We start from the raw sequence: 16,971 nt of genomic DNA on the forward strand, positions 1-16,971 counted from the left end.
TTACCGAATGCCTTTCTTATTGTAATACGTATACCCACTCAATTGTATCTCCTGGTTTTACCGTAGCTACACCAGCACTATGGTTTGGAAAAGCACCGTTCACACGATATTTCCATCCACTAGTATCCGCAATATCTTTTTCATATAAATCATTAATACCTTTTACATAAATACTATCTCTAGATCCGCTTGCATCAACATCTAATCCTGTACGTTGTAATACTTTATACACAGTATCGCCATCTTGTACATCCATCTTTTTCGCACCCATTATATATCCGTTATTTCCTTTTACCGAGATTGTTACTTGTTTTGCTTGCGGTTTCGGTACTGGTACTGGATCTGGTTTTGGTGGTTCAGGTTTTGGTACTGCCGGAGTCGGTATCGTTTTCTCCGCTTTATTCGGATCTTCTTTTTGCTCCTGCTTCGGTGTTTCTTTCGGCTGATTCACAACCTTTGCTTCTTCTTTTACTCCTGATGCTTTCGGTTGTTGTTTCTCTTCTTGTACTTGTTGCTGCTCTGGTTGCTTATTTACAGCAGGTTGTTCTTTCGGTTGTTCTTTCGGTTGTTCCTGTTGTTTCTCTTCTTTCTTTACCTCTGGTTGTGCCTGTGGCTTTTCCTCTTTCGGCTTCTCTTCTACTTTTTGTTCTTGTTTCTCTTTCTGTTCTTCTTGCTGCTTTTGCTCTGATTCAGCTTGCTTTTCTTCTGTTTTTTCTTCCGGCTTCGCTTCATCTTTTTGTTCTTCTTGTTTCGCTACCTCTTCTTGCTTCGGTTCTACCTTCTTCTCAGGCTTTACAGCTGCCTCTTCACATCCGGCAAGTAGCCCGAGCGAAAGCAGTAAAGAAATGAACCATTTCACCTTACTCATCCTATCTCTCACCTTTCATACGAAAATTAGGAGCAAATATTTGCTCCTAATTTTTTGTTAAGCTGCTTTACGTCTCCATAATACATATGCAGAAGCAATACATAATACACCCATACCTACTTCTGTTGCTGCACTATGAGAAGATGCTCCTGTTTTTGGTAGACTGTTACCGTTTCCGATTTTTTTATTCTTAACCGGTTCGTTATCTACAACTACTTTTAGATTTTCATCTTTTGTTTCTTGTTGTACTTGGTCTTGTTCTTTCGGTTCTTCAATAACTTCTTTTTCTACTACATTATTTTCTTGTTCAACGACCTTTTCTGGCTCTTCAATCGGTTTTGGCTTAATTACATTACCAGCGTCTACATTAGACCAATCATAAATAGATTTTCCCATTTCCTTAAATTGAAGTAATGCTAAAAGAGCCTGTTCTGTAGCCATTCCGTTACCATTTTGATCACTTGGTAACCATTTAAATTCACCATTTGAAAGTTGATATGATAATAGGTTTTGCATTGCCTTATGAAGACGATTTTGATCTACATCTTTAACAAGCGATAATCCAATAATTGCTTGCGCAGTACTATTTGAATTTTCTTGTCCATCAGCTGAAAAACCGCCATTTTGCAACTGTTCGTTATATAAATACGCAACAGCTTTTTGTATAGCTGGTTTCACATCTGATCGCTCTTGATAAGGAGCTAATGCTGATAAAACCATACCTGTTACATCAACGCTACTAGCACTATCTTTACTACCTGAACTATTATAAGTCCATCCACCGTCTGTATGCTGATTATTTAACAGTGCTTCCACTAGAGCAACTCTGTTCCATTTTGATTCAACTGGAATCTCATACTTTTTCGTATCAAATGCAAGTAAAGCAAATGCATAACCTGTAACAGAATTCACTTTATCTGACTCATACAATTTTTGAACTAAATTATGTCCACCTACATTTTTAGGGTCTGCACTCATTGCATTCATCATAATAATTGTTCTAGCTAAATCTGTCGCTGAAAAACGGTTAATACGCTTTTCTACTTTTTCAGTTACTGACTTAACATAATTTAATTTTGCCTCAATTGGCACATTCTTTCCAGAACGAGAAAGCGCTACAGCTACCCAGTCACTTTCAATTCCATCTTGTAACATCTTGTCTGATGTTTTAGAAATGGCTTCATTTAATTGTGCACTTGGAACTTGAATGTTCTCTTGCTGTGGTTGTTCTGTTTTTTTATCATCTTGACCTTCTGGTTTTGGATCAACTGTCGGTTTACCATTTTCACCTTCCGGTTTTGGATCAACTGTCGGTTTACCATTTTCACCTTCTGGTTTTGGATCGACTGTCGGTTTACCATTTTCATCTTCCGGTTTTGGATCGACTGTCGGTTTACCATTTTCACCTTCTGGTTCTGGTTCTTCTGTTTTGCCACCGTTAGGTTCTTCTGTTTTACACGTCCCGAACTTATCTAACGTTTCTTTCAATGTTTCCTGGCTTATATTGCTCCAGTCTGAAACAAAGCGAAAGACAACAACATCTCCAGATTTTAATTTATAACTATCTGCTCCGACTTCTGCAGACTTATCATTTACATCATACAGCCAAGCACTTGTAGCCCCGGCCATTAAACCATCGATTCCTTTTACATATGTTCCAAACGACATCGTTTCAGATTCTACCTTGTCCCCCATGACCTTTTGCAGCAAACTTAAAGCTGTTTCCCCATCTTTAATTTGCTCTTCTTTCGGACATAACATAATGCCTTTTTGTGATTCCCCAATAATTGCAAGTTTTGCTGTATTTTCTTCAGCAAACGTAATATGTACTGTATTCGCAAAAGAAACAAATACAAGTGTCACTGCCATTAACGACGTAAGCAGCCACTTTTTCAACATTGCCATCCCAAAATTTCCTCCCTTACTACCATTTACACAAAAAAAGGCCCTTCAAGGGCGTGCGATTGACACTCTCTTTTTGTAAGTGTCGAACAAAAATGTACAACACCTCCTACCCGCATTATTCGCGGCTATATTTGTATAGGAAAAAATAATTTTGTTTATGAACGTATCATTGTGATAACATTCACTTTTCTTGGCACAACTTACTTCCATTTAAGTTATCGTAAAACGATAAACCTATACATTCTGTAAATTTTAAATTTCTGTATTATTTTACTATTGACAAAGAATTTTGTCCATGCTTTATCGGATTTATTTTCTAAGAATAATAACTTATTAACTCTTAACTATGTAAACTCTTTTCACTAATAATGACGCCATCTTCATCCGCATAAACATATTCTTTTGGATTCCAATCCACTTGTCCAAAATGCAATGAAATATTTCGTTCTCCTTTTCCTTCTTTCACACTTCTATTTGGCATTGTCCCTAACGCTAAAATACCAATATTAATATTCTTTAGTTCACTAGAATCACGAACATACCCATTCACAATAATTCCTGCTAGCTTTCTTTCTTCCGCAATAGCTGCCAAATTATCACCAAGTAATGCACAATTCCTAGACGCTCCGCCATCAACAACTAATACTGTTCCTTCTGGTAATGTTTGCAATCCTTCCTTCACTAGTACATTATCATCTTTCACTTTTACAGTTGCAATTTTCCCGTGGAATTGTTCTTTCTTCCCAAAAGACCGAAAAGACTGGCGACATATTTGTAATTCCTTTTCAAATTCATCACATAGATCTGTAGTTTTCCACATCTTGTTCCCTCTTTTCCTTTTTCTTTCTACATAACATATTCTTGGCTTATTATCGTTTCCCTGTCTAATATTGCAATAATTTGTATGTGCGGGAAAAGGATACAAAAACTATTGCCTTAAGAAGCTACCTTTATTATAATCTATTTCACAGATTAAATTCAGAATATTAAAAATTAACCAAGTGAAGAAGGAGGGATTTTATGCAAATACAAACTGAGGCAAAAAAACAAACTAGTAAACAAAAGTTTAAAATGCCTGATGCGTACGTACTACTATTTTTTATTGCCTTACTTTGCGCCATTGCTACTTATTTCGTTCCCGCTGGAGAATTTAAAAGAGTTACAAATGGGACCGTTACAACGACAATACCGGGAAGCTACCATTCTGTTCCGCAATCACCCGTAGGATTTGTTTCTTTTTTTACCGCTATTGAAAAAGGAATGACACTTGCTGCTCCTATTATCTTTCTAATTTTATTTACAGGTGGAGCCATTGCAATTCTTGAAAAAACAGGTGCTCTTGACGGTTTAATCTATCATGTTATTAACAAATTTCGGAATCAGCAATTACTTTTCATTTGTATAGTTGCTGCGCTCTTTTCTATTCTTGGAACGACTGGTATTATCGTTAACTCAGTTATCGGTTTTATCCCCATCGGTATCATCGTTGCACGCACGTTAAAATGGGACGCTATCGTCGGTGTAGCAATTATTTATTTAGGCACTTATGCTGGTTTTAATGCTACTATTTTATCCCCCTCACCTTTAGGCATTTCACAAAAGATCGCAGAACTTCCGATGTTTTCCGGGATTGGTTTACGCACCGCAATCTATATATCTTTTTTACTTGCCACTATCCTTTATATTAATTGGTATGTAAAGCGCTTGAAAAAATCGAATAAAGGAAGCATTCTTGGCGAAAACTGGTTTCCAAGTAACGCTCTTTCAAGCGAAAAAGAAGCGGAGAAAAAAGAAGTTCCTTGGACGATACGTCATAAATTAATTTTACTCGTTTCAGCTTTATCGTTAATTGTATTTTTAATAGGCGCTTTTCGTCTACATTGGACGGACGCAGAAATGACCGCTACTTTTATTTTCATAGCAATTACAGCCGGAATAATAGGTGGTATGAAAGCAAACGATATCGCATCTACTTTTCTAACTGGCTGCCAAAATCTTATCTACGGTGCTCTAATCGTTGGAATGGCTCGTTGTATTTCAGTCATTTTAGAACAAGGCAAATTACTTGATACTATCGTTAACCAACTCGCACAGTCTCTTGAAGGACAAAGCCCTGTATTTGGCGTTATCGGTATGTACGTAAGTAGTGCTGCATTACATTTCCTTATTTCATCCGGGACAGGAGAATCGGTTATTTTTATTCCGATATTAGCTCCATTAGCTGATTTCATGCACATTACACGCCAAGTTACAGTACAGGCTGTTATGCTCGGCGAGGGTGTAGTAAACTGCCTTAATCCAACTTCCGGTGTTTTAATGGGCGTTCTCGCAGCAAGCGGGATTTCTTATGGAAAATGGATTCGTTTCATGGCTCCACTTGCACTCATTTGGTTTATCATTGGACTTGTTTTTCTTATTGTTGGGGTGAATATTGAGTGGGGACCGTACTAAAATACCCATATATAATTAACTTGATAAAATATCTATCCTATTCTCCTCTTCAATCCTATAAAAATCATTTATTCTAGTAAAAATATAAGAAGGGATTGATCATAATGATCAATCCCTTCTATCAAAATATAATACCTTTAAAAATCTTAGTTCCAAATTTTATTTACCCATTCAGGATGATCAATAAAAGGATTGCGGTTATGTTGATATTTTGTAAAAATCACTTCATTACGCTTTCGCTCTAAATCATCGACCGGGTCTTGTTCATTCCATTTTAATAAAACCGATAGTTTCCCCATGTATGGATCTTTATTGTTATTCACTTTTTCATTTAGTTCTAAATCTATTTCGCCGTTGTCCCCCTCGTAACGAACAGCCATATAAAACAGCATTCTAGCAATATCTCCTTTTACACTATCACGAGGTTCCCAAGAATCACTATCATATTTACATTCTGTCGCTTCAGAATGATTCACACCACCATTATCAAAATCTAAATTCCCTCGTGAACTATTTACAGATACATCCGTCGCTCTTAAATGATGTAGATCTGTTCCAGGTCCTGCAGTCGTTCCAAAGTCACCGTGAGATTTTGCCCAAACATGCTCTCGGTTCCAGTTATTTACTCCTGATCCATTCGTAAGTTTCCCTTGCGAACGACCAGTATATAAGAGTATCACATTATTTTTATTATTTGGGTCCTCATCAGTATCTCTTAGCGCTTCCCAAACCGCACTGTATGATAGCTTTGTATGATTATCAATAATATTATGCAGTTCCTTCTTTAATTCTAAACCCGTTTTTCCTATTGCATTATTATAATATGTATCGTCATAATTTTTCACAATAATCTCTTGTGCTGATGCAGAAGCTACTTCACCGTGTATAGTATCTGTGAATGATAGAGATGCAGAACCTAAAATAAAAAATGAAGACAGTGTAATCATAGCAAGCTTTGTATTTCGAAACTTCATATACCCATTTCCCCTTTAAAATATAATTTGAAGCTATTCACTAAAAAATGCTTTCTAACTCCCGAAACCTTTTAGAAACCCCTACCCCTTTTCTGTTTATTTAATACAAGACTCTATCCAGTCTGTATCACTTCTAAACTTTTTATTTATTCACATTCCAAACAATTTCACTTTTAACAAGAAATATCCTTCTCCTATAAAGATTATTAAAATATTCTTTACAATTTAAAAGTAGTTTAATATTAACTTATAAATTTAAATTTATTTATGCAATAATGCATATTTGATAAATACTTAAAAAAACAGTTTGAATAAAAAGCATTCAAAGAAAACCGTGCAACAAAACAGATACAGTCTAAGACAGAAATAATAAAAATCAAGATGATAGTTCGACTTTTCCTTTTTCCATAACAGTCTTTATTTTTGTGTAAAGCCCTTCTTCCTCTAAAGAATAAGTACAAAAATAGATTGGATACCATATAGGCACCAATCTATTTTAATTAAAGAAACTGTGTCAATTCTGAGTTCACAACACGTTGTGCAGTAATAATAACATTTTCAGCTGTTAGTCCATAAACACTATATAGTCCACCAGGTTGATTAGGAACAATTTGAACTTCATATTCAAATGCTTGTCCAAAAGTAGGATGAACTAAACTTAGAGTTGCAAAAGTAGAAGCATTAGAATTCACATTGAAGTTTACCTGTTCAATTAATACTAATGAACCGTCAAGTCTAAAAACTCTAGCTACTCCAGTAAGTGGGCCCGCAGTACGGTTAAGGATCTTCACCCTAACTTTATTTGCATTAGCAGGTTGATTTCCTACGTTTTCAATTGGTCCTGTAGTAAGAGCCATATAACATCACCTCCATTATATTATTATAATATTCAATCATACGTATTAACGTTATAACCTAATTACTCAATTTATTTAAAATAAAAAGAAGCTTCAAATTCTATTATATTTAGGTCATAGATATTAAACTTAATAAAAAGGCATCTAGCTAAGATTTTGAAGTACTTCAAAATCAAAAATCTCATCTCACCACAGTTTTCTATGGGAATCCAGTGAACAGCTTATTTACATAATTTTCGTTATTGAAATTAAATACTAATAACTAAGTGTATTACTATTCTTTAAATGAGTAACAGTTCTAAAATTGATTTTTAATAGAAAAAAAGGGTTACAGATTCGATTGTAACCCTTTTTCCAAATATTTTTTGTTTTATACGATTTCTATAATGATTACAGGACTGAAGTATGATTCAAAATAGCGTTGATTATATGATTCCAATCGTCACAGTGAATCTCGTGACCCGATCCTTCTAAGGGTAATAACACAGCATGCGGAATTTCATTAACAAGAGCAAGACCATGCTCGTATGAAAGCACTGTATCTTCTGTACCATGGATAACCAAAGTAGGTATATTGATTTCTTTTAATCTCCCCTCATAAGAATCCTCACCTTTAAGAAGGGAATGATTAAACATACTGAGTAGATTATTTGCCCGTTTTATTTCGTTTTCTACCTGCTTATAAGCCCTCTTCTTATCGAATTTATGCTTTGAACCACAAAGTAATGCTGATCCTGCAACCAAGTAATTTGCAACAGATTCTTCATCCGACCAATTTAGTTTGGCCGCATTAGTATGGTAAGCGAGTATCTTTTCATCGATCGGAGGCAAATTTCGGTCGTTATCTTCAGAACCAAAAATACCTGATGCAATCAAAGTTATACTTATAACTCTCTCAGGGTTCCTTAAGGCTACAATTTGAGCAATCATTCCACCCAATGACATTCCAACAATATGTGCTTCGTCAATATGATATGCATCGAGTACCCCAATCGCATCATCAGCCATATCTACCACAGTATAGTGGGAACTCCCCGGTTCATAAGTAGTTGACCGTCCGACATCTCTATTATCATAACGAATAACATATCGGCCCGTATCAGCTAATTGTTGACAAAATTCTTCATCCCAATAAACCATTGAACACATGGCTCCCATAATTAGTAAGACTGCTGGATCTGCTGAATTGCCAAAGCTCTCTGTACATATATCAATTTTATTAATTTTAATAATCTGTTCAGTCATGATTAACTCCTCATTTCATTCGTATTTAGTTAATAAAAAAAGACACAACCAAATAAACCCACACATTTTGAAAAAAAATAGTCGGGCATAACGAATTGTGTTTAAAATTAACGTAAACGAATGAACTTGATAATCATGTTAAACACTCTCCTATATAATGAAAATAAGGATAAAACCCTTATTTTCATTATAACATAGCTCTATCAGTAGTAATATAGGTTCATTTCTTCTTATTTTATAGTTAAAAAAGTAATTTTTACTGTATGAATCTGCACTCTTAGTTGAAGAAAAGACGATGTATACAATATCCAAACCTAATTAATATAACGTCTCATTATCAGTAGTTAATACATCTAGAAGTCTAAAAAACATCCTCCAGTTAAGTACTCTGGAGGATATACATATTTCCATAATCATTCTTACAAGAAGCCACACAAAATGAAACCTCTTTAGTACCCAAAAGGCTTACTCTTATCTATTAATAACTGTACATCGTCTTGCTCCTCTACAGATTAAACGCTCGGCTTCTCTTAATGAAATTGGAACAAGTACAGCTTCATCAACATCGTCTTCTACATCAAAAACCGCAAATGCTTCCCCACCTACGATTAAAACACAAATGAATTCTACTTCTAAATCATCATGAGACCTAGGAATACAATTGGAAATAGTACAACGTTGAATACCCCCTGCTAACAATGTTCTAGCTTCTTGCTCAGATATTCGAATAAAAACAAATTCCTCTATGGCTACATTTCCAACTTCCACTTCAATTTCTACTAAAAGAAAGAATCTGTTTCTAATTCTCACTATACAATTTGCTCCAATTGAAATAATATCTTCATTCATTCTTTTCACCTCCTTTAATACTATAAAATTCACAAAGAGGTGAAATGGTGTGGACAAGCAAACAAAAAAGTTGTTTTTTTGAAATGTGAGACATTAGTTAACAACTATCATCAAAAAAACAGAAAAAATACCCTACACAACAGGAAGTTTTCTCTGTTTTTAGTCTGTATACGATATTCAAAATTAGTTAACATAACGTCTCATTATCAGTAGCAATGAAAAAGGACAACCCTGCTCTCACAAGTGACACTTCTTTTTTAGTTCTATGAATCTATACATTTTTTGTACATTCCTATCCTAACGCGGTTTTAGTGCTCTTGTTTGTTACTGGATTAGCCAAAAACTGTATAAAATCTTGCATACTCTTAGCTTAGGGGGCAAAAACACTGCCCCCAATACTTGCTTTCTTAGGGTATTTCTTGAACCCCCATTGAACACTCTCCCGTCACTTGTCTATCTTTAAGAGTAACTTATTTAAAGTTCTTGCATCGAGGCTTTACCTCCTCTCAAAGCCAAACAAACAATTCAGATTACATACCTATATCAAACTAAACATTCAATCTTTATCCAATTTGTAAATAAAAAAGGATAATCAGCCCCATAATGGACTAACTATCCTCTAAATTATTATCTAAATTCAATAAAGTGACACTTTAATCAGTGGGGGTTTTATTCATCCCCACTGATTATCAGCCCTCACCAATCGAGCTTTTACTTGCAGTTAATCCCTACCTAATTTCTTTGCTTCCGCTGAATTTCGAGGTGAGGGTCTTACTGCCCGGCAAATAGTGGGATAAAACTAGAACTTCTTTTCCTATGTATCATTATTTCGTTACTTCACCAAACTGCGCTCTCGTCACTTTCGCCAAGTCATCTACTTTCAGCTCAATTTGTATACCAATTCTCCCGCCGCTTACTATCATCGTTTCAAGCGATTGAGCACTCGCATCAATACATGTAGAAAATAACTTTTTCATTCCAACTGGTGAACAACCGCCGCGAATATATCCTGACACTTTCGTAATATCTTTTACAGGAATCATTTCAATTTTCTTTTCACTTACCGCTTTTGCCGCAGCTTTTAAATTTAGTTCCTCATCCACCGGAATAATAAACACATGATAATTTTTACTATTCCCTTGAGCGATTAACGTTTTATATACTTCTCTCACTTCTCGTCCAATTTTCTCGGCTACTGATACGCCATCAATTTTCCCATCGTCTGGATCATATGACATCATCGAATATTCAACTTTTTCTTTATCTAATATTCGCATCGCATTTGTTTTATCTTTTTTCATAACGTTCTCCTTAAAAGGTTATTTCATATTATTAAGTTTTATTATACACCCTTTTCCATTTCTCCTACATAACTTCGCGTATTTTTCAAAACTAAAAATATTGATAATTCAAAAATCATCTGATATAATTTGGAAAAACTTACGTTAAGGAGAGATTTGCAATGCGAAATGTTAATACTTCTTTCCAACTTCATCATCATACGTAACGCCGTGTATCCGAAGAAAATTTTTTTCTTCGTGGGTACAGGGCTTTTCCTGTTGACCCACGAAGCGTTCATAAAGCTATGTGGGTATTTTTATACCTGCATAGCTTTTTTTAATTTGAAAAAGGAGTGATTATGATGGAAATGAGAAATGTAAAAGGAACGAAAGACTATTTACCAGAGGAGCAAGTGCTGCGAAATAAAATTAAAAGAGCTTGTGAAGATACGTTTGAACGATACGGATGCAAACCTTTAGAAACGCCGACGTTAAATATGTATGAGCTTATGTCTTACAAGTACGGCGGTGGCGATGAAATATTAAAAGAAATATATACACTTGAGGATCAAGGAAAACGTGACCTTGCGTTACGATACGATTTAACTATTCCATTCGCAAAAGTCGTGGCAATGAACCAGAACATCCGCCTCCCTTTTAAACGGTATGAAATTGGGAAAGTATTTCGAGATGGGCCAATTAAACAAGGAAGATTTCGTGAATTTATACAATGCGACGTTGATATAGTCGGTGTAGAATCAGTCATGGCAGAAGCGGAACTCATGAGTATGGCGTTTGAGCTGTTCCGAACGTTAAACTTAGAGATAACGATCCAATATAATAACCGAAAATTGTTAAATGGTATTCTTCAGGCCATTAACATCCCTACTGAGTTAACAAGTGACGTCATTTTATCATTAGATAAAATCGAAAAGATTGGGATTGATGGTGTACGAAAAGATGTATTAGAGCGCGGAATTTCTGAAGAAATGGCTGATACGATATGTAATACTGTATTATCTTGTCTAAAGCTTACTATCGCTGACTTTAAAGAAGCTTTCAATAATCCACTCGTTGCCGATGGAGTAAACGAACTACAACAATTACAGCAATATTTAATCGCCCTTGGAATAAATGAAAATACGATATTTAATCCGTTTTTAGCGCGAGGACTCACAATGTATACAGGTACCGTATATGAAATCTTTTTAAAAGATGGATCAATTACATCCAGCATCGGTAGCGGAGGGCGATACGATAATATTATTGGGGCATTCCGCAGTGATAATATGAACTATCCAACAGTCGGTATTTCATTCGGTTTAGACGTTATTTATACAGCACTATCACAGAAAGAAACGATATCATCTACAGCGGATGTATTTATCATCCCGCTCGGGACAGAGTTACAATGCTTACAAATTGCCCAGCAATTACGTTCCACCACTTCCTTAAAAGTCGAACTAGAACTAGCAGGACGCAAATTAAAACGTGCCCTTAATTATGCCAATAAAGAGAATATCCCTTACGTGCTTATTATTGGGGAAGAAGAACTTAGTACAGAAACCGCTATGCTGCGGAATATGAAAAAAGGTAGTGAAGTGAAGGTCTCCCTTTCTTCTTTAAGTAGTTATTTATAATACGAACCACCCTCGTTTGGGTGGTTTTTTTATTTTATAGCTACCAATAATTAGTTTACATAAAACAATTATAATCCACTCAAAACTACAAATATATAATATCAAATTACCTATTATTTTTGGTGATATATATATTAATTATTTTAGGAGGATTCACTTTGAAAACCTACATACAAGCACTAAAGTGGACTACAGGGATCTATCATCTTTTATTACTTCCTTGTTATTATGTATTTCCAAGTCTTGTTAACCTATATGGGATACCTTTACTTCTATTGATTGTGTTACATATCACTACTATTTTATTAGCTAAAAAAGTAGACATGAATACGTACCCTCATTATATCGGCATTATCGTTACTCTAGTTTTGCCTTCTTTCCTTATATAGTAATCGTTCTACATATGATAGCAGCCATTTTCCTTTTATTGGATGCTCCTTCTACGAATGCAAAAGAAGTTTATGATTCATAGATGGATAAAACGAAACTTTAATCCATTGAGTTTTGAAATAGGTCAGCAAAAAGGGTTTACTTTTTAATTACTTTCCTTACTCCAGAATAATAAAAGAATATTCTGTTTAATTTTTATAAATTTCTAAATATTTATAAAACATTCAAATTAACATACATTTTAGTTATGTAAAAAATCTAAGTTTTAAGGAGATGAATCCATGCTTAAAAAGTTGATAGCAGGTGCATTATTAACTGTTTCGTCGTTAACTGGAGGAGTGGGATTAGTATCAGCTAGTACCGAAAAGGATTATTCGATTTCCTCTTTCGAATATGTAACTGTAGATGAAAAGACTGTTGATTCGTTTAACAAATTGAGTGCTCCATCAAAGGAAGACGTAAAAATAACGTTAGTTCTACCGAAACAAAATCAAAATGGAGACTGGTTATCTTATGGATTTTCGAGCAAAGAAAGTTTAGAGTCTTTTATTGAAAAAGATAAACAAAGGTTGAATAATTCAATCACTCCCCTTGGTGTTGGTGGAAGCGGACCTGGTAGTACAGACTTCTATAAACACACAAATCAAGGTAGCGAGTATTTTTCTCTAAGTAGCGGTTATAAAAACTTGTCTGCTAGTTGGCAAAATCAAATTGTTTCTGTACGTACAGCATCCCCCACTGCTAGCTATTCAACAACGCTATGGGAACGTACTTCAACGGACGGATATGGAAAAGGTGTTGTTTTTAAACACGCTGATTGGTATGGTCAAATTGCAAACTTAAATAATTTTCCAACTTCAGCAGTTGAAGTTAAAAAGTAAAAAAATTTAAAAATAAAAGGTGTTTTCACGTATGGAAACACCTTTTATTTCTACAATTATTTCTTCTATAACAATTTCAACTCTTAATTATTATTTTTCGTATTCCTACTCTCCAAAACTTTCTCCATATTATGAGTTGCCCATTCCATCATTAATAGAATCACTGGACGTAGTGATTCACCAAGATCGGTTAACGAATATTCTACTTTAGGTGGCACTTCACGGTATACTTCACGATGTATGATGCCATCTGCTTCAAGTTCTCTCAGCTGAAGTGTTAACATTCTTTGTGTGATATTAGGTTTTAATCTTTTTAATTCATTAAACCTCTTTTTTCCATCTAATAAATGATACAAAATAACACCTTTCCATTTTCCACCAATCACCTCTACCATCGCTTCAACTGGACAAGAATATTTATTTAAAAATGGGTAATTTATATTTTTTTCATTTGAACAATCCATAATAAATCCCTTCCCTTAACAATAGTATCTTTTTTGATACTATAACACATAAATGTGCGTACTTGTATCTATGTTACTTTAAAAATATAATTTACTTACAAAATAAATTAACGAAAAGAGGAACTTTTATGACAAATACAAACGAAATTACAAAAGAGAAAATTATGGAGGCTTTTCATTTCAGACATGCATGTAAAGAGTTCGATCCTATGCACAAAATTTCAGAAGAGGATTTTAAATTCATTTTAGAAACAGGCAGATTATCTCCTTCTTCTTTTGGATATGAACCTTGGAAATTTATTGTCGTACAAAATAAAGAATTAAGAGAAAAACTACAACCGTATTCATGGGGCGCTGGTGGGCAACTTGCAACAGCAAGCCATTTCGTCATTGTTCTTTCAAGAAACATTAAAGATATGCATTATGATGCAGAGTATATTAAATATATGATGAACGATATTATTGGATTGCCTGAAGACACTCAAAAAATTAGATATGAATTCTTCAAAAAGTTCCAGGAAACAGATTTTAACTTATTACAATCCGATCGTACTGTATTTGATTGGGCATCTAAACAAACTTATATTGCTTTAGGTAATATGATGACGAGCGCAGCTCAAATCGGCATTGATTCTTGTCCGATAGAAGGATTCGATAAAGAGAAAGTAGACTCCTTACTTCGTCAAGAAGGCATTATACAAGGCGATAATCTTGAAGTATCAGTTATGGTTGCCTTTGGTTACCGTAAAGAAGATCCAAAACGTGATAAAACAAGACAGACTATGGATACAATTGTTGAATGGATTAAGTAATATAGCACACACAAATAATGCTCCTAATAGCTGGATACTTATACTAAAGAACTATTAGTCGTTTTTCTTATGTATGAATTTGGTTTTTCATGGAAAGATATATTAGTATGTATGCAGTTTGAGCACTCTATTTTTTAGAGTCGAACAGGAGGAGAATGAATATGTCTGATATTGAAGTTGGCGAAGTGTTTACTCTTAGTGATGAGAATAACGAAGAGCAAGAAGTAGAAGTACTTGGAGCGATGGATGTCGAAGGCGCAGAATATATTGCAGTTGCCTTTGTTGAAGATATCCAAACAGAAACTGAGGAAGACATTGATATTTTCTTTTTAAAAGTAGAAGAAGATAATGAGTTTTCATACATTGAAAATGATGAAGAGTTTGATAAAGTATCTGCTGCGTTTGAAAAGATTTTGGATGAGCAAGAGCAAGAATAGTATGAATGAAAAACACGGGGGCGGATGTATATCCGCCCTCTTTTTATTACTCATCCAGAGACTCACGCAGTAATCGCAGTACATCTTTCATCGCAAAAGGTCCATCTTTTTTAACATGCTCCGCAAATTCTGAAACGAGACGTAATGTTCTCACACTTTCGATTGGATGTTCTCCTGATGCACTTTCAGCTGAAAGCATAACTGCATTCGTCCCGTCCAGTACAGCTTGAAACACATCAGTCACCTCAGCCCTTGTTGGAATAGAATGATCTACCATAGATTGAAGCATTTGTGTTGCTGTAATGACATATGTATTCATTCGATTACATTCCTGAATCATCATTTTCTGTAAAAGCGGAATGCATTGATACGGTAACTCTACTCCTAAATCGCCCCTTGCAATCATAATTCCATCTGCTTCTTTACATATATCTTGAAAATTCTCGATTGCTTCCATCGTTTCTATTTTTGCAATTACATTAGGTGACGTTTCTTTATACTGTTGTATAAAATCTCGTATTTCTTTTATATGACTAGGTTTTCTTACGAAAGAACACGCGATAAAATCAACATTCTCCTCTAAAAGAAACTGAATATCTTTTTTATCTTTCTCTGTAATAGCTGGTAAACGAACAGCCGCATCTGGTAAATTAACTCCTTTATGGGATGAGATATTGCCACCTGTTTTTACCTTCGTTTCTATTTTGTCCGTACTTATCTTTTCAACAATTAATTCAACTTCTCCATCATTAATCAAAATTCTACTGTCTACTTTCACATCATTCGGTATTCCTTCATAATCAACACTCGCTTCTGTATTACTCCCTGTAACTGGTTGTGTATGTAAAATAAAAGAATCTCCTGCCTGAAGTGTAATTTGCCCTCCCTTCACTTCACCTAATCTTATTTTAGGTCCTTGTACATCACCCAAAAATTTAATAGAGTCATCTAATGATTTCACTAAACGAATGATGTCTTTATGACTTTCATGCGTGCCATGCGATAAATTCAGTCGAACAATTTTCATACCATTCTTTATTAACTGTGCTAATGTTTCTTTATTATTACTTGCGGGTCCAATTGTACAAATTCGATCGATTGTCATTTTTGTCACCATCCTTTTTTTAATAAGTTTCCCATATGAACTTAAAAATAACAGAGATTATGACATGAATAGATTTAAATTTACATGAATTTCATAAAATTAAACCTGTATCCCTTGCTGGCTAAGCATTAGAAGATATATTCGCTTTTTTGCAAATGAAGACATGTTGAATCGAAAGTAAAAGAAAAGTTAAGTATGGGATAAACCATTGAGAGTTTCGAAATTTTCATATATTGTATGAATTGAGTTCGAACTCAAAAATTTAAAAAGGTGGGAAAATTAGTGAATATGAAAAAATCTTTATCGGTGACAACTTTAGGGTTAGCGGTTTTAGGTTTTGGTTTTACTAATAACGCAAGTGCTTCAGAGATCGATACTGTAGACAAGCAGCCCGTTTTAGTTGACTTTGATACAATTCAATCAACAAAAACATCTAGTGTTCCTAGTTTGACTGTTGCAGCTGCACCTAAGAATGACTCTAACATTAGCGTATATACTCCCTTTTTTGGTAACCCATATGCAGTTGCTAAATCGAAATCAACTACGACCGAAGACTATGTTTATGCAAAAGCAAGAACTTTCAATGGCGATGGCTCATTAGTAAATACGAAAAGTAATAGTGCAAAAAAATCATCCTTTGTAAGTGCTACAGCGACCAACACAAGCATTTATTATGGAGATGATTACGCTATCGGTAATCATACCTATAAATTAAGTGGTTATAATGATGTGAATCACGAAACAAAAGCTTTCTGGTAAGAAAGAGAAAAAAGATATGCATCTTGCATATCTTTTTTCTCTAATATTTTACAT

General features: G+C 34.6%; 16 protein-coding genes and 1 pseudogene. 7 read left to right on the forward strand and 10 right to left on the reverse strand.

Annotation, left to right across the window (positions count from 1 at the left end; translation table 11 throughout):
- Positions 1 to 16: 16 nt before the first annotated feature.
- From D1166_RS04535 to rraA, 3 genes are all read right to left on the reverse strand, one after another.
- On the reverse strand, positions 17 to 868 hold the full coding sequence (locus D1166_RS04535) for a DUF4430 domain-containing protein (protein ID WP_097861785.1): 852 nt from the start codon (positions 866 to 868) through the stop codon (positions 17 to 19).
- A gap of 57 nt (positions 869 to 925) precedes the next feature.
- Positions 926 to 2,773 carry a DUF4430 domain-containing protein gene (locus tag D1166_RS04540; protein WP_088361251.1) on the reverse strand — a complete coding sequence of 616 codons (1,848 nt, stop codon included), beginning with the start codon at positions 2,771 to 2,773 and terminating at the stop codon, positions 926 to 928.
- Between the two features lie 340 nt (positions 2,774 to 3,113).
- Positions 3,114 to 3,593 carry a ribonuclease E activity regulator RraA gene (gene rraA, locus D1166_RS04545; RefSeq protein WP_088361252.1) on the reverse strand — a complete coding sequence of 160 codons (480 nt, stop codon included), beginning with the start codon at positions 3,591 to 3,593 and terminating at the stop codon, positions 3,114 to 3,116.
- A 200-nt stretch (positions 3,594 to 3,793) separates the two neighbouring features.
- Between rraA and D1166_RS04550 the strand changes: the two genes are divergently transcribed.
- Entirely contained in the window at positions 3,794 to 5,224 is a 1,431-nt protein-coding gene (locus D1166_RS04550) for a YfcC family protein (protein ID WP_074625653.1), read from the forward strand.
- A gap of 146 nt (positions 5,225 to 5,370) precedes the next feature.
- Here the strand turns inward: D1166_RS04550 and D1166_RS04555 are convergent, their stop codons facing one another.
- The 5 genes from D1166_RS04555 to ybaK all read right to left on the reverse strand — a co-directional run bounded on the left by D1166_RS04555 (position 5,371) and on the right by ybaK (position 10,450).
- Positions 5,371 to 6,198 (reverse strand): endonuclease I family protein, encoded by an 828-nt coding sequence (locus D1166_RS04555; RefSeq protein WP_000672200.1) that lies wholly within the window; start codon positions 6,196 to 6,198, stop codon positions 5,371 to 5,373.
- Between the two features lie 500 nt (positions 6,199 to 6,698).
- The gene (locus tag D1166_RS04560; protein WP_001229418.1) at positions 6,699 to 7,055 is read right to left on the reverse strand and encodes a hypothetical protein; all 357 of its coding nucleotides are present in this window, start codon (positions 7,053 to 7,055) and stop codon (positions 6,699 to 6,701) included.
- 390 nt (positions 7,056 to 7,445) lie between these two features.
- Positions 7,446 to 8,300, reverse strand: a complete 855-nt coding sequence (gene mle, locus D1166_RS04565) for an alpha/beta fold macrolide esterase (protein ID WP_016118311.1) — start codon at positions 8,298 to 8,300, stop codon at positions 7,446 to 7,448.
- Positions 8,301 to 8,771: 471 nt separating this feature from the next.
- The gene (locus D1166_RS04570) at positions 8,772 to 9,149 is read right to left on the reverse strand and encodes a hypothetical protein (protein ID WP_001001284.1); all 378 of its coding nucleotides are present in this window, start codon (positions 9,147 to 9,149) and stop codon (positions 8,772 to 8,774) included.
- Between the two features lie 824 nt (positions 9,150 to 9,973).
- A complete protein-coding gene (ybaK, locus tag D1166_RS04575; protein ID WP_088046437.1) occupies positions 9,974 to 10,450 on the reverse strand; it encodes a Cys-tRNA(Pro) deacylase in 477 nt (158 codons plus the stop codon).
- Between the two features lie 341 nt (positions 10,451 to 10,791).
- On the opposite strand from ybaK, the gene D1166_RS04580 reads away from it, so the two are divergent.
- From D1166_RS04580 to D1166_RS04590, 3 genes and pseudogenes are all read left to right on the forward strand, one after another.
- Positions 10,792 to 12,069, forward strand: coding sequence for a histidine--tRNA ligase (locus tag D1166_RS04580; RefSeq protein ID WP_088361253.1), 1,278 nt, complete (start codon positions 10,792 to 10,794; stop codon positions 12,067 to 12,069).
- 158 nt (positions 12,070 to 12,227) lie between these two features.
- A pseudogene (locus D1166_RS04585) lies at positions 12,228 to 12,541 on the forward strand (hypothetical protein).
- A gap of 199 nt (positions 12,542 to 12,740) precedes the next feature.
- Positions 12,741 to 13,340, forward strand: a complete 600-nt coding sequence (locus D1166_RS04590; protein ID WP_086410529.1) for a hypothetical protein — start codon at positions 12,741 to 12,743, stop codon at positions 13,338 to 13,340.
- Between the two features lie 83 nt (positions 13,341 to 13,423).
- Here the strand turns inward: D1166_RS04590 and D1166_RS04595 are convergent, their stop codons facing one another.
- A complete protein-coding gene (locus D1166_RS04595; protein WP_065224235.1) occupies positions 13,424 to 13,804 on the reverse strand; it encodes a winged helix-turn-helix transcriptional regulator in 381 nt (126 codons plus the stop codon).
- Positions 13,805 to 13,932: 128 nt separating this feature from the next.
- Between D1166_RS04595 and D1166_RS04600 the strand changes: the two genes are divergently transcribed.
- Together D1166_RS04600 and D1166_RS04605 are read left to right on the forward strand one after the other, a co-directional pair.
- Positions 13,933 to 14,616, forward strand: a complete 684-nt coding sequence (locus D1166_RS04600; protein WP_000185718.1) for an NAD(P)H-dependent oxidoreductase — start codon at positions 13,933 to 13,935, stop codon at positions 14,614 to 14,616.
- Between the two features lie 155 nt (positions 14,617 to 14,771).
- Positions 14,772 to 15,053: a DUF1292 domain-containing protein gene (locus D1166_RS04605; protein WP_002005464.1), complete on the forward strand. Its 282-nt coding sequence runs from the start codon at positions 14,772 to 14,774 to the stop codon at positions 15,051 to 15,053.
- A gap of 46 nt (positions 15,054 to 15,099) precedes the next feature.
- Here the strand turns inward: D1166_RS04605 and D1166_RS04610 are convergent, their stop codons facing one another.
- Positions 15,100 to 16,158 carry a pyruvate kinase gene (locus tag D1166_RS04610; RefSeq protein WP_118043254.1) on the reverse strand — a complete coding sequence of 353 codons (1,059 nt, stop codon included), beginning with the start codon at positions 16,156 to 16,158 and terminating at the stop codon, positions 15,100 to 15,102.
- 282 nt (positions 16,159 to 16,440) lie between these two features.
- Between D1166_RS04610 and D1166_RS04615 the strand changes: the two genes are divergently transcribed.
- Positions 16,441 to 16,917 carry a XoxI protein gene (locus D1166_RS04615; RefSeq protein WP_088361255.1) on the forward strand — a complete coding sequence of 159 codons (477 nt, stop codon included), beginning with the start codon at positions 16,441 to 16,443 and terminating at the stop codon, positions 16,915 to 16,917.
- Positions 16,918 to 16,971 lie beyond the last annotated feature (54 nt).

This window comes from Bacillus sp. ISO11, assembly GCF_003458115.1.
GTDB classification, from domain to species: domain Bacteria; phylum Bacillota; class Bacilli; order Bacillales; family Bacillaceae_G; genus Bacillus_A; species Bacillus_A cereus.

What these genes read in the sequence shown, in the direction of transcription:
- D1166_RS04535 (WP_097861785.1), bottom strand. Translation starts at nt 868, where the DNA reads ATGAGTAAGGTGAAATGGTTCATTTCTTTACTGCTTTCGCTCGGGCTA.
- D1166_RS04605 (WP_002005464.1), top strand. Translation starts at nt 14,772, where the DNA reads ATGAATATGTCTGATATTGAAGTTGGCGAAGTGTTTACTCTTAGTGAT.
- D1166_RS04580 (WP_088361253.1), top strand. Translation starts at nt 10,792, where the DNA reads ATGGAAATGAGAAATGTAAAAGGAACGAAAGACTATTTACCAGAGGAG.
- D1166_RS04555 (WP_000672200.1), bottom strand. Translation starts at nt 6,198, where the DNA reads ATGAAGTTTCGAAATACAAAGCTTGCTATGATTACACTGTCTTCATTT.
- D1166_RS04560 (WP_001229418.1), bottom strand. Translation starts at nt 7,055, where the DNA reads ATGGCTCTTACTACAGGACCAATTGAAAACGTAGGAAATCAACCTGCT.
- rraA (WP_088361252.1), bottom strand. Translation starts at nt 3,593, where the DNA reads ATGTGGAAAACTACAGATCTATGTGATGAATTTGAAAAGGAATTACAA.
- D1166_RS04600 (WP_000185718.1), top strand. Translation starts at nt 13,933, where the DNA reads ATGACAAATACAAACGAAATTACAAAAGAGAAAATTATGGAGGCTTTT.
- D1166_RS04540 (WP_088361251.1), bottom strand. Translation starts at nt 2,773, where the DNA reads ATGGCAATGTTGAAAAAGTGGCTGCTTACGTCGTTAATGGCAGTGACA.
- mle (WP_016118311.1), bottom strand. Translation starts at nt 8,300, where the DNA reads ATGACTGAACAGATTATTAAAATTAATAAAATTGATATATGTACAGAG.
- D1166_RS04570 (WP_001001284.1), bottom strand. Translation starts at nt 9,149, where the DNA reads ATGAATGAAGATATTATTTCAATTGGAGCAAATTGTATAGTGAGAATT.
- D1166_RS04610 (WP_118043254.1), bottom strand. Translation starts at nt 16,158, where the DNA reads ATGACAATCGATCGAATTTGTACAATTGGACCCGCAAGTAATAATAAA.
- ybaK (WP_088046437.1), bottom strand. Translation starts at nt 10,450, where the DNA reads ATGAAAAAAGATAAAACAAATGCGATGCGAATATTAGATAAAGAAAAA.
- D1166_RS04550 (WP_074625653.1), top strand. Translation starts at nt 3,794, where the DNA reads ATGCAAATACAAACTGAGGCAAAAAAACAAACTAGTAAACAAAAGTTT.
- D1166_RS04595 (WP_065224235.1), bottom strand. Translation starts at nt 13,804, where the DNA reads ATGGATTGTTCAAATGAAAAAAATATAAATTACCCATTTTTAAATAAA.
- D1166_RS04590 (WP_086410529.1), top strand. Translation starts at nt 12,741, where the DNA reads ATGCTTAAAAAGTTGATAGCAGGTGCATTATTAACTGTTTCGTCGTTA.